General features: G+C 73.7%; 7 protein-coding genes. 2 read left to right on the plus strand and 5 right to left on the minus strand.

Features of this window, described 5'->3' with window-relative positions; all coding sequences use genetic code 11:
- Positions 1-1,999: hypothetical protein (locus E1266_RS38290; RefSeq protein ID WP_165966249.1), on the minus strand; the 1,999-nt coding region annotated here is incomplete at its 3' end.
- A 231-nt stretch (positions 2,000-2,230) separates the two neighbouring features.
- Between E1266_RS38290 and E1266_RS28950 the strand changes: the two genes are divergently transcribed.
- The gene (locus E1266_RS28950; protein ID WP_132052399.1) at positions 2,231-2,806 is read left to right on the plus strand and encodes an exonuclease; all 576 of its coding nucleotides are present in this window, start codon (positions 2,231-2,233) and stop codon (positions 2,804-2,806) included.
- Positions 2,807-2,817: 11 nt separating this feature from the next.
- On the plus strand, positions 2,818-5,559 hold the full coding sequence (locus E1266_RS28955) for an ATP-binding protein (RefSeq protein ID WP_207945970.1): 2,742 nt from the start codon (positions 2,818-2,820) through the stop codon (positions 5,557-5,559).
- Between the two features lie 71 nt (positions 5,560-5,630).
- On the opposite strand, the gene E1266_RS28960 is transcribed toward E1266_RS28955, so the two are convergent.
- The 4 genes from E1266_RS28960 to E1266_RS28975 are packed head-to-tail and all read right to left on the minus strand — an operon-like array spanning position 5,631 to position 12,764.
- Positions 5,631-6,851, minus strand: coding sequence for a nucleotide disphospho-sugar-binding domain-containing protein (locus tag E1266_RS28960; RefSeq protein ID WP_243719011.1), 1,221 nt, complete (start codon positions 6,849-6,851; stop codon positions 5,631-5,633).
- A gap of 11 nt (positions 6,852-6,862) precedes the next feature.
- On the minus strand, positions 6,863-7,132 hold the full coding sequence (locus E1266_RS28965; protein WP_132052403.1) for an acyl carrier protein: 270 nt from the start codon (positions 7,130-7,132) through the stop codon (positions 6,863-6,865).
- Positions 7,129-11,388: a beta-ketoacyl synthase N-terminal-like domain-containing protein gene (locus E1266_RS28970; RefSeq protein ID WP_165966250.1), complete on the minus strand. Its 4,260-nt coding sequence runs from the start codon at positions 11,386-11,388 to the stop codon at positions 7,129-7,131. The genes E1266_RS28965 and E1266_RS28970 overlap by 4 nt, the downstream gene beginning before the upstream one ends.
- Positions 11,385-12,764, minus strand: coding sequence for an SDR family NAD(P)-dependent oxidoreductase (locus tag E1266_RS28975; RefSeq protein WP_132052407.1), 1,380 nt, complete (start codon positions 12,762-12,764; stop codon positions 11,385-11,387). The genes E1266_RS28970 and E1266_RS28975 overlap by 4 nt, the downstream gene beginning before the upstream one ends.
- Between the last annotated feature and the right edge of the window lie 52 nt (positions 12,765-12,816).

The raw sequence follows: 12,816 nt of genomic DNA on the forward strand, positions 1-12,816 counted from the left end.
CCCCAGCGTCCGGTAGCCGAGTTCCTTGCCGAACCGGTCGAACGGATACGTCTGCGGGCGGCAGTAGACGGCTGTTCCCGGTATCCGGTCGACGGCCCCGGTGAGGCGTGTGGTGTCGGTGAAGGTGGTCGCATTCGACGGGCGTGATGGTGCGGCCACCGCCGGGGGCGGACAGGACCAGCAGCAGCGCGTGGTCCGGGAGGTGCTGGAGGGTGACGGGTTCGACGGCGTACTCGTACACGCGCTGGGTGGTGTCGGCGTCGCTCCAGTTGGTGCCCTCGGCGAAGGCGTAGGCGGCCGACCAGTTCCGGGACGTCGACGTGGCGGTCCCCCGGGTGTCGCTGGTGCTGCTGCCGCCGCCCCGGTTGCTGCCGCGCTGGGAGGACGTTGAGCGGTCGGGGAACAGCCCGAACATCTCGCCGCCCGAGTAGCTGACACCGGACGAGCGGCTCGTCCCCCAGTTGCGGGACGTGCCCGTCGTGTGGCTGGTGCTGTAGGTGTCGGAGTCTCCCTCGCCCCGCGTGTCGGTGGACGTGTGCGACTCGTTCCCGCCGACGTTCTTGGTGATCTGCGACAGGACGAAGCGGTGGTCGCGCCCGATGAAGTCGGCGGCCTTCGCGGCGTCCTCGTGGTTGCCGAGCCGCATGAACGCGACCGCGCCGCCGCCGATCATCTCCGCGGACGTGTCCCGCAGCCGCCGGAACAGCAGGGTCAGCGGGACGCCGCGCCGCTCGCACGCGTCCGACAGCCGTTCCAGGTGGCGGCGGGCCAGTTCGTCGGCCCCGGCGATGACCAGCGCGGGCGTGGAGTCCTGGGACGCGGTGATGCGGTGCGTGACCCACTGGACGACCAGGTCGGTGAGCAGTTCGGAGCGGACGTTGCGGGCCTGGCTGTCGAGCGCGATGCACGTCAGGTAGCCGACGCCCTCCTTCGAGGGCTCGGTGCCGAGGTTCTCCAGCGGGTGCACGTAGGACTCGATCCGCGACAGGTTGGCGTGGGCCTGGCGGCGGTACTCCACGGTGAAGAGGTTGCCGGTGATGTGCCGCCGCTCCTCGCGGGTCAGCAGGTCGCCGTCGTCGGGTTCGCCCATGAGGGCGCGGAGGGCCGCGGCGATCCGGCCCAAGGTGACGTTGTCGCCGAGGGCTCCGCACACCTTGGTGAGGATGCGGTCGTCCATGCTGCGGTCTGCGCGTGCCGCGTCCGGTGTACCGCCGTGCATGGATTCGACGATCGCGTCCACGAGGTCCTGTGGGGGCATGTCCGCCAGGAGGGTGGACGATGCCTGGCGGCTGGGCAGCAGTTGCGCGTCCACCCCCATCCAGGCCGCCTGGGCCAGCTCGACCAGTTCGCGGCTGACGAACTCCCTGGACAGATCGAGTACCAGCAACGGCTGGACGGCGAGTGTGGACGTCCCGTACGTGGTCAGCAGCGCCTCCCACGCCCACAGGTTCCCGCCGAAAACGTCCAGGCGACGTCCGGGCCGTGGGGCGGCCCCCCACTCGGGCAGGGCGTCGAGCCGCGCGCGCTCTGCGGTGTCGTGGGCGTGCTTGCGCGCCTGCCATTGCCGCGCCTGGTCCTGGTAGCCGTTCGTGATCTGCTGCCGGGCCAGCTCGTACGCCTGGCGGGCGGCGTTCCGCTGCCGGACGGCCCACCAGGTCAGCGCCGTGCCGGGCGCCGCCACGATGGCCCCGAGCAGGAGCGACCCGACCGGGACGGCCGCGCCGGAGCCGGGCGCGGTGCAGGCGGCGAACAGCAGGAGGAGGGAGCCGATGCCCGCGCTCACCGGGAAGGTCCGGCTGAGGCGGCGCTGGGCGGCCTGCTCGGTCTCGCGGACGCGGCGCGCCAGGTAGTCCGGCAGCGCCTGCTGCCGCGGCGGAGGCTCCGGGAACGGCCGCAAGAACCACCAGCGGTCCCGGAAGACCCAGCCGAGGCGGGGGTCGGGGCTGAAGAGCCGCTCGCGGCGCGACAGCAGTCCTGCAGGATCGACCGGTCGGCCCATCACGACGCTGACCCCCCGTTCTCCTCGGGTGCCGATTCGATCGTCACGCCCTGCGGGGTATGCGCGGCGATGCCCAAACAACCCAAGCAGATTGACACGGAACTTGTCATGCCATCGGCCCCGAAACGGCCTTCCCAATGGCGGGCTTGCTCAATAGCCTGACTGCCCATGGCGGACGGCGGGGGACGGGGCGCGGGCCGCGTCCGCGCCCGTCCTGGAAAGGCGTGAGTGATGGCGCGGGTCGAGTTGTACGTCTCGGTCGACGTCGAGGCGGACGGGCCGATCCCCGGGCCGTACTCGATGCTCAGTTTCGGCATGGCCGTATGCGGGACGTTCGACGGGGCGGAATTCACCGCGCCCGATCCGTCCGAGCGGACCTTCTACGCGGAGCTGAAGCCGATCAGCGACGACTTCGACCCGCAGGCCCTGGACGTCAGCGGGCTGGACCGCGCGCGGCTCGCCCGGGAGGGCCGCGATCCGGCGGAGGCGATGCGGGACGCGTCGGCGTGGGTCAAGTCGGTCGCGGGCCGCGCGCTGCCGGTGCTGGTGGCGTATCCCCTGGCCTACGACTGGATGTGGCTGTACTGGTACTGGATGCGCTTCACGTCGCAGTCCCCTTTCGGCCATTCACGGCATCTGGACATCAAGAGCCTCTACGCGGCCAAGGCGGGCGCGATGGTGGCGCAGTCGACGAAGCGCCAGATGCCGGCCGCGCTGCTGTCCGCGCGCCCGCACACGCACAACGCCCTGGACGACGCCCTTGAGCAGGCGGAACTGTTCCAGAACCTGTTCCGCTGGGACGGCTGACCATGTGGGACGTGGTGCGCGATATGCCGGTCTGCCGCCTGCTGGAGGTTCCGCGGCGGGACGCGGCGGACGGGCGGGACGAGTGGCGCGACCAGCGGCTGGCCGCGCTCGTGTCGGCTTACCACGCGGGCGGGGAGCCGGTGCTGGTCGGCTGGCGGCGCACGCAGGCGTCCGGTCCCACGGAGGTGTTCGTCGGCGGGGACGGGCTGCTCGCCGACCGTTCCGGGAGCGCCGCCACGCTCAGCCTCCCGGCGGGCGGTCGCGGCGTCCTGCTCCCGGAGGGCATCACCGAGGACTCGATGGCGCACTGGGTCGGCATCGGCGCCGTCGCCGACGGGCTGCTGGTGGACGACCTCCCCGGCGACGGGGCACGGGACGATCCCGCGCGGCCGTCCCTGGAGGACGGCCTGCTGTCGGTGTGGATGCAGCCGTTCGCCTGGCTGCTGGTCGCCGAGCCGATGACGGCCCCGGAGACCGAGCGGCTGGCGGACCGGCTGGCCGACCGGCAGCAGCACGCCCAGTCGATGGCGGAGATGTCGCCCGAGTACTCGGTCACCGCCGTCCGGATGGAGCGCCGCCACCGCGAGGTGCGCCAGGCGGCCACCTCCGGCCTGTGGCGGGTCCATCTGCTGGCCGGGGCGGCGACGCCGCGGGCCGCGGCGCGGGTCGCCGCGCTGGTGTGCGCGTCGGCCGATCTGAGCCGGCTGCCGTACGCGCTCGTCCCCGGCGCCGCGGGCCCGTTCGAGGCGAGCACGCAGCTGGTGGCGGCGCTGGCGCGGCCGCCGGTCCGGGAGGTCGCCGGGGTCCGGTTCGCGATGCGGCCCGAGTTCGACGTGACGCCGGAGTTCGACGCCGCGTCCGGGCCGGCGGGCACGAGCGTCCCGCTGGGGCGCGTCCTGGACCGCAACCGCCGCGAGGTCGGGCCGCTGTCGCTGCCGCTGTCCAGCCTGAACCGGCACACGTTCGTGTGCGGCGCGACCGGCGCCGGGAAGTCGCAGACCGTCCGGTCGCTGCTCACCGCCGCCGCGCACGCCGGGCTGCCGTGGCTGGTGGTCGAGCCGGCCAAGGCGGAGTACCGGCTGATGGCGGCGCGGCTGCCGGACGCGGAGGTCGTCGCGATCCGGCCCGGCGACGCGGACGCGATCGCCGCCGGCATCAACCCCCTCGAACCGGCGACGGGCCCCGACGGGCGGCCGTTCCCGCTGCAGACCCACGCCGACCTCGTCCGCGCGCTGTTCCTCGCCGCCTTCGACGCCGACGAGCCGTTCCCGCAGGTGCTCGCCGCGGCGCTGACCCGCTGCTACGAGCGGCTCGGCTGGGATCTCGCGCTCGGGGAGCCCGCCATCCCTGGGACGTCTCCCCGCTATCCGACCCTCGCCGACCTGCAGGCCACCGCCGAGCAGGTCGTGACCGACATCGGCTACGGCCAGGAGATCACCGACAACGTGCGCGGGTTCATCCGCGTCCGGCTGTCCAGCCTGCGGCTCGGCACGACCGGGCGGTTCTTCGAGGGCGGCCACCCCATCGACTTCGACGCGCTGCTCGCCCGCAACGTCGTCCTGGAGATCGAGGACGTCGGAGACGACCGCGACAAGGCGTTCCTGATGGGCACGGTGCTGGTGCGCCTGGTGGAGCACCTGCGGATGCGGCAGCGCCAGGGCGCCCCGGCGGGGCTGCGGCACCTGAGCGTGTTCGAGGAGGCGCACCGGCTGCTGCGGCGGAGCGAGGAGGCGGGCCCCGCGTCGCACGCCGTGGAGACGTTCGCGAGCCTCCTGGCGGAGATCCGCGCATACGGGGAGGGGCTGGTCGTGGCGGAGCAGATCCCGTCGAAGCTGGTCCCGGACGTCATCAAGAACACCGCCGTCAAGATCGTCCACCGGCTGCCGGCGAAGGACGACCGGGACGCGGTCGGCGCCACGATGAACATCACCGACGACCAGTCGCAGTTCCTGGTCACGCTCACGCCCGGCGAGGGCGCCGTGTTCACCGACGGCATGGACTTCCCGCACCTGGTCCGCATGCCGGACGGCTCGCACCTGGAGAAGGCGGCGCCGGTCGCGTCCGCCCGCGTCCTGGTGAGCCCGCGGAGCGGCACGTGCGGGGCGGACTGCCGCGACTCCCCCTGCACGCTCCGCGACATGCGCACCGCCCAGCGCGCCCTTGAGGCGCGTCCGGAACTCGTGCTCTGGGCGGAGCTGGCCGCCGCCGCCCACCTGACCGGCTGGGGCACGCCGACCCTGTCCCCGTCCGTGCTCGACGGGCTGCCCGCGCGGCTTCGCGACTGCACCGTCTCCCACGCCGTCGACGCCGCCGTGGCCGCGCGCAGCGCCCGAAGCGACCTGGCCGGTCATCTCGTGGACGCTCTGCACGGGCACCCTTGCGGGGCCGAGGAGAACGAGTTCTTCGCCCCGCCTTATCGCTGGTGCCTCGTCCTGGAGGAACTTCAGGAAGCGCATAAGGCGAACGCAGACGCGGCCAGGCATCACCGGAGCGAAGAATGGGCGGCGTTCCATGGCCGCGTCATTCCCGGCGACACCCTCGCCGACCAGCTCGGTCACATAACCGCATGGTGGAATCGGGACCAGCGCGACCTGGAAGCCCGCAACACCGCCCTCTGGGGCTCCACTTCGGCGATCGAAACGGCCGTGGGCGCTCTACGCGGCGATTCCGATTGGCAGGACCGGCTCCGGGAGGCGACGGCCCGCCTCCGGGTTCCGGCGGGGCTCCTGGACTCCTACGTCGTCGACGGCTAGGGCTTCCCCGACGGCCGGATCCGACGCGCCGTTCCGGACGGCCGGGCCGCCTCCTCCGCCTCGCGGGCTGGTCAGGCCAGCTTCTCGAGGCGGTCGGCGGCTTCGGCGACGCCTCCGGCGGAGGTGATCGAGGCGCGGACGCGTTCGGCGGCCGCGCGGTAGGGGTCCTCCTCCAGGACGGCGGTGAGGGCCGTGCGGAGCTCGTCGGGGCGGGCGCGGGCATGGCGGACGCGGACGCCCGCCCCCGCGGCCTCGACCTGCCCGGCGATCACCGGCTGGTCGTCCCGGACCGGCGCCGCCACCAGCGGAAGGCCCTGGGCGAGCGACGCGCAGACGGTGTCGTGGGCGCCGTCGCAGACGACGGCGGAGACCCGCTCCAGCAGCTTGTGGCGCGGGACCTGCTCCCGGACGAGGACGTTCGGCGGCGGATCGGGCAGCGCGCCCGGGTCCGTCTCGAAGACCGCCTGGACGTCCAGGCCGCGGACGGCCTCCGCCGCGACCCGGAAGAAGCGGTCGCGCACCGGGCCGTCCGGTGCGCCGAGGGTGACGAGGACGGCGGGCCGGCCGTCCAGGTCGTCCCACGGGAAGGCGCGCGGCGCGGGACGTTCGGGCGCCGGGCCGACGAAGGCGAAGTGGCCGGGGAAGAACGAGGTGTCGCCGATCAGCCCCGCCGCGGTGAACACCAGCACGAGGTGGTCGGAGAAGCGCAGGTCGAGCAGGTCCTCGATGCCGTGGTCGAGCTGGAAGTCGGCGATCAGCTCCCGGATCCACCTCTCGACCCGCGGGAAGGCGGCGAGCGGCCTGGTGAACTCGGCGGACGTCGTGGCGGAGGTCGCCCAGGGGAGCTCGCGGCGGCGCGCGGCGACGGGGGCGGCGAGGGCGAGCTGGTCGGCGATGACGGCGTCCGGCCGGAAACGGTCGATCGCCTTCTCGACGCCCGGCAGCATCGCGTGGCCGAGCGGGACGAGGAGGTCCTCCCAGAGGAAGCGGAGGGCGGCGAGCCCGCGCAGGCCCAGCCAGTCGCCGTGGAGCCCGTGCAGGCGCCGCTCGAAGTCCTCCTCGACGGCGCTGTAGAGCCGGGAGCCCGGGCGGATCCGGGGTTCGAGGGACGCCCGGTGCCCGGTCCACGCGACCTTGTGGCCGCGCCGGACGAGCTCGGCCGCGACGGCGTTGTCGGCGGTGACGCTGCCGGCGGTGCCGTCGCCCAGCGGCGGGACGGCGAACAGGAAACGGCGTTCGGGGGTTCTCACCCGGCGGATCCCGGGGTCTTCGAGCAGGGACGGAACCCTCACGCGGCGGGCGTTCACCGGGCGGCTCCCGCGAGGTGGTCCGCGACGTCCCCGACGGTCATGCCGAGGAGTTCGTCGAGCTCCAGGCCCGCGACGAGGGCGGGGAGGTCGGCTCGGTCGCCGTAGCGGGCGCGGAGCCCTGCGGCGAAGGCGGCGAACTCGATGCTCTCCAGAGCGAGGGCTCCGGTGAACGTGGTCTCCGGCCCGATCTCCATGTCAGGGAGGAAGTCCTCCCCCAGGACATCGGTCAGTATCCGGACGACCTCTGCCAGGTCGTCATTCATGCTCGGGCCTCCTCCATGCCGGTTCCGCCGGGCTCGACCGTCCAGGCCACGACGTGTCCTTCGACTTCGCGCGTCTGCACCGCCATGACCGTGTCGCCGGTGGCGACGAGGAGCCGGTCGGTGTCGGTGAAGGTCACGGCTACCTCGGGACGGTCTACAGCGGTGTTCATCGCTTGCAGTGCTGCTCGTTTCGCTGCGTGTATACGTGCGTCCTTGTCTCCTTGGGTGGCGTCGTCTTGGGCGAGACCTATGCCTGCTGGTTCGGTGCCAGGCCGCACTAGGGCCACGCCCAGTTCGGCATCTGTTGCGATGGAAATGGTGAGGGGCTCGTTGAACGGCCCCGTGACCCGTGGCCCGTCATGGACGGTGAGTTCCGCCGGGAAAAGGGGGCCGTGGCCGTTGCGCCATAGGTGGGCCCGGACGGCGTCCTTGGCCGCGATCCTTCCGAGCAGCCATGGGCCTTGCTCGAACGGCGGGAGGGCCTCGTACTCGGCGCGCTCGCTGGAGCAGAGGTACTGGCGCATGAGGAGATCGCGGGACACGGTCCCTTCCCAGCGTTTGCGGGCCAGGCACCAGCCGCCCGGTTGCGCTTCGCCCGTCCCGGACACCTCGGGGGTGAACTTCATCCGCCAGAGGGCTTCGTCGGTGTAGAAGCGGTGGGTCGTCCAACCGTCGACGCGTCCCCATACCGTTCCGTCCGCACGGACCATCTCGGCCGCGCACCGCATGGTCGTGTCGGTCAGGGACTGGTTCCAGACGGTCGTTTCCAGGCGTTCCCCTTCGGGCGGCAAGGGCCCGTACAGGGAGACCCGTTCGATCCCGACCGGGAAGACGGTCTGGTTGGTGTCGCCGTAGACCTGGATCCAGTGGCAGCAGAGCTGGCCGACGTTGTCCAAGAGCGCGCCTGGCGCGTGGAGGGGCGCAAGGACGGCGCGTACACCGTCCTCTGCGAGGGCCGTGATCTCGGTGATGCCGCGGAAGAGCGGGCCTTGGAACATCCAGCGTTCCTCATACAGCCGTTCCGCGGTGACTATGGGCGGGCCCTCGATGCTCAGCGGCGTGCTGTCCGGCAGGGGCGACGGCGGGTATTGGTCAGCGAGCAGGACCGTCCCGTCCACGTAGCCGTCGATGACGACCTTCACCTTGCGCGGCCTGGCCGCGCCGTCGAGAACGCGGGCGTTGATGTCGGCGGTGGTGGGCGGGGCGGCCACGACCCAGCGGACGGCGCAGACGTCCTCGAACCCCACGACGACCGAGTCGGGCAGCAGGTTCCGCGCCGCGCCCGCCATGACCTCCAGCAGCGTCGCCAGCGGAACGACCGGGAACCTGTCCGACATGTCAGGCCAGTCGGGCGCCTGCGGGACCACGCAGTGGTCCCGCAGGTACGGCATGGCCGCGAGCGAGAAGACATGGGAGGCGGCGGACTCCACCGGCGCCGGGTCGCGGGACGGCGCGGACGCCGCCCCGCCGCCGAACGCCTCCACGACGGCCTTCGCCCCCGTCGCCGCGTCGTTCAGCAGCGCCTCCAGCTCGGCCATGACGGGGTCGTCGGCCGGGAGCGGCGGAACTGCGGAGGTGAGCCTGATGGGCGCCACGCTACCCGCCAGGCTGACCAGCGGCGTTCCGAGGTCCAGCGTCATGCCCGTGGCCGGCGGGGGCGGCGGCGACGCGCCGTAGCCCTCGGCCCACAGCGCGGCGAGGACCCGCCGGAGTTGCGCCATCCCGTCCCGCCGCGGGACGTTCACGGCCATCGCCAGATGCTCCCGGTCCCCCAGCCCGTCACCGACGAATCCCGGCAGGCTCCCGGGCCCCACCTGCACGAACGCCCGCACGTGGGCCGTGCCGTACAGCTCCTCGATCAGCCCGCGGAACCGGACCGGCTCGCGCAGATGCCGGACGACGAGGTCGCGCACACCGGACGGCGACGGCGGATAGGCAGCGACCGTCGTCCCCGACCACAGCGGCACGCGCGGCTCGTGCATCGGCAGGCCCTCGAACGCGTGCCGCACCTGCTTCTCGTACGCCTCGGCGTAGGGCGTGTGGAGGCCCGACCGGAACGGCATCTCCTGCCCGAGGACGCCCTCGGACGCGAGCCGCCCGAGGATGTCGCGGACCTCCCGGGGCGGGCCGCAGATCACCGACTGGTGCGGGCAGTTGTCGTGGCTCACGAAGACACCGGTGCGTCCCCCGGCCGCCTCCGCCGCCTGCGCGGCTCCGCAGCCGAGCGCCGCGTACACGAGTTCGGGCATGCCCGCCGTCAGACCGTCGAGGGCGCCGATCAACGGGTCCGCCGCGTCCGCGTCGAGCAGGCCGGTGGCGATCATGGCGGTCCATTCACCGAGGCCATGGCCTGCCGCGACGTCCGGTTCGACGCCGAGTTCGGCGAGCGCCGACGCCAGCAGGCGTCCGGCGCCGATCGTGTCCGCGGCGTGGCCGGCCAGGTCGGTGCGCCCGGCCGGCTCCGGCTTCGGCCAGCCGAAATGCTCGGCGACGTCGTCCACGCAAGGGGCGAAAGCGGGCTCGAAGCCAGGGAACAGGAAGGCCAGTCGTCCGCCCTCTGCGAGAAGCGGGCGCGGGGAGAACCAGACGTCGCTGCGGCCTCGCCAGGGCGTTCCGCGCTGGACGACGGCTCGGGCCAGTTCAAGCCTGTGCGAGGTAGGGGCGACCATGGCGATCCGGCAGGGCAGGTCTGGGGCGACGTCCTCCGAAGCCCGCGCCAGGAGTTCCTCGTCGGGGACGTCTAGGGCGGCGGCCAGTTCGTCTGTGGTGCGGGCGGCCAGCCTAAGGACGGCCTCGCCCGACTCCGGCGCGCGGAGCCGCCGGGGCCGCCGCCTCCGACGGACGCCACCGGACGGCGGCTCCTCCAGGATCACGTGCGCGTTCGCCCCGCCGAACCCGAACGCGTTGACCACGGCGCGCCGCGGGCCGTCCCCCCGCTCCCACTCGGCGGCCTCCCGCACGGGCCGCAGCCTGGCGTTCTCCAGCGCGGGATGGGGGTCGTCCACATGCAGCGTGGGCGGCAGCACACCGTCGCGCAGCGCGTAGGCCGCCTTGATCAGCCCGGCGATGCCGGCGGCGGGCATCGCGTGCCCGATCATCGACTTGACCGTGCCGAGGCCGATCGGCGGGCCGTCCGCGCCGAACACCCGGCGCAGCGTCGCCAGTTCCGCCGCGTCCCCGGCCGGGGTGCCGGTGCCGTGCGCTTCGACCAGGCCGACCGCGCCGGGCTCCGCCGGGTCGAGGCCGGCGTCCCGCCAGGCGCGCTCGACCGCCAGGACCTGCCCCTCCACCGGCGGGTTCAGCAGGCTCGCCGCGCGGCCGTCGCTGGACGACCCGGCGCCGAGGATGACCGCGTGGATCCGGTCCCCGGCCCGCTCGGCGTCCGACAGCCGCTTGAGCAGGACGATCCCGGTGCCCTCGGCGAGCAGGGTGCCGTCCGCCGCCCGGTCGAACGGCCGGATCGCCTCGCTCGGGCTCAGCGCCCGGAGCCGGCTGAGCGCGCTCCAGACGGTCGCGTGGTGGGAATGGTGGACGGCCCCGGCCAGCATCGCGTCGGCCTGCCCGCCGCGCAGCGCCCGCACGGCGTGCTCGACCGCCAGCAGCGCCGACGCGCACGCCGCGTCCAGCGTGTACACGGGGCCGCGCAGGTCGAACCCGTGCGCGATCCGGGACGCGGCGAAGCCCGGGACCAGCCCGGTCGAGGCGTCGGGGGCGTCCGGACCCAGCCGGTCGCAGAACGCGCGGCGGATCTCCTCCAGCCGGGAGCTCCCGAGCTCCGGCACCAGCTCCGCGAGGATCCCCGCGATCTGGTGGGACGTGCCGACCCGCTGGTCGAACCGCGCCATGCCGGGGGTGAGGTGGCCGCCGCGCCCGATGACCACGCCGACCGCGGCCCGGTCGGGCAGCCGTTCGGCGCCGCCGGCGTCCGCGATCGCGTCGCCGGCCGTCCGCAGCGCGAGGAGCTGGTCGGGCTCCATCGTCCGCACCGCCGCCGGGGTGATCCCGAACCGCGCCGGGTCGAACGTGGCCAGGTCGTCGACGAACCCGCCGCGCCGGCAGTAGAACCGGTCGCTCTCGGGCGGCCGCCCGTAGGCGCCGGGGTCGTAGTAGAGCGCGGGGTCCCACCGCCCGGCCGGCACCTCGGTGATCGCGTCGAACCCGGCCAGGACGTTGCGCCACAGCTCGGCCGCCGACCCGGCCCCGGGGAACACCGCCCCGGCGCCGACGATCGCGATCGGCTCCGGAGCGCGGCTCACGTGACGGCCCCGGTGAACACGACCTGTGTCTCGTCGCCGTGCGCGATCTCCCACAGCAGCGCCGCCGCGCCCGCGCCCGGCTCGATCGGCCCGGCCTCGCCGCCCGTCCCCCACCGCGCCCAGTCGGCGACGAGGACCCGGCCGCGCAGCCGCGTCCGCCACATGTGCGCGAGCGCCGCGCACGCGTCGCTCGCCGCCGCGTGGTCGCTCTCCCCGCGGACGCCGTGCACCCCGGCGAGGCCGCCGAGGACGGCGAAGAACCCGAGGTTCGGCTTGGCCGCCTGCGCGAGCGCGCACGCCCCGTCGACCTTCGTCCGGTACACGCGCTCGAACGACACCGGCGTCTTGTCCTGGATCAGGCGGTTCTCGACGAGCCCGGCACCGTGGACGATCCCGTCGAGCCGCCCATGCCGCCTGTGCACGTCGCTAAGGACGTCCCGGATGGTCTGCGCATCACGCACGTCCCCCGAGTGATAGCGAACGGACGCCGCATGCTCCCGCAACGACTCCAGATTCCGGCGTATCTCCCGATCCACCAGGGTGCGCCGTATCGTCGCCTCGATCTCCTGCGTCCGCCCGGCCGCCACCAGGGCGCGCCGGAGCCCCGCTTCGTCCGGGATATCCGGGTATGCGGGCTCGCCGACGGGCTCCGGGGTGCGTCCCATGACCTCGATGTGGCACTTGCTCGTCCGAGCCAGCTCCAGCGCCACGCGCGCGGTGATGCCCCGGGCGCCCCCGGTGAGCAGCACGACCGCGTCCGTTTCCAGGGGGACGACCGGGTCGCCGCCCAGTTCCGCCGGCACCAGGCTCAGCCCGCGCCGCAGACCTCCCTCGTGCCCGACAACGACCGGCGCCGCCGGGTCGAGCAGCTCGGCCATCATCCGGCTTGCGATCGCCCTGGGGGTGTCCTTGGTGTCGACGTCCAGCGCCCGCACGAGCACCTCGGGGTACTCCTGCGCGACCGTCCGCGCCAATCCTCGAAGCCCCGCCCCGGGCCGCGGGTCCCCGATGCCGCCCTCGAAGGGCTGCCCGAACCTCCCGCCGGCCCCGCTCGCGACGACGAGCCACCGCAGCCCGCCGGACAGCGCCCGCCGGACCCCCTCGTACGCCTCGGGCAGCACGCTCGTCGCCGCCGGCCGCAGCGCCCCCAGGTGGATCAGGCCGTCACAGGGCCCGTCGACGTCCCGCGGCGTCCGCACCTCCGCACCCTGCCGTTCGAGCATGGCGGCCAGCTCCAGCGCGATGCCGCACCCGTCGTCCACGACGATGAACCGCCGCCCCGCGAACAACGTCCCCGACTCGGGCGGCACCGGCAGCGCAGCCAACTCCACGACCCGCAGAACATGCCGCACCACCTGCCGCCGCCCAACCGACAACAAGCCACCCGAATCGACCCGCGGCCAAACCTGCGTATCCCCGCCCCTCACC

Origin of the sequence: Actinomadura sp. 7K534 (genome assembly GCF_004348575.1) — a bacterium.
GTDB classification, from domain to species: domain Bacteria; phylum Actinomycetota; class Actinomycetes; order Streptosporangiales; family Streptosporangiaceae; genus Spirillospora; species Spirillospora livida.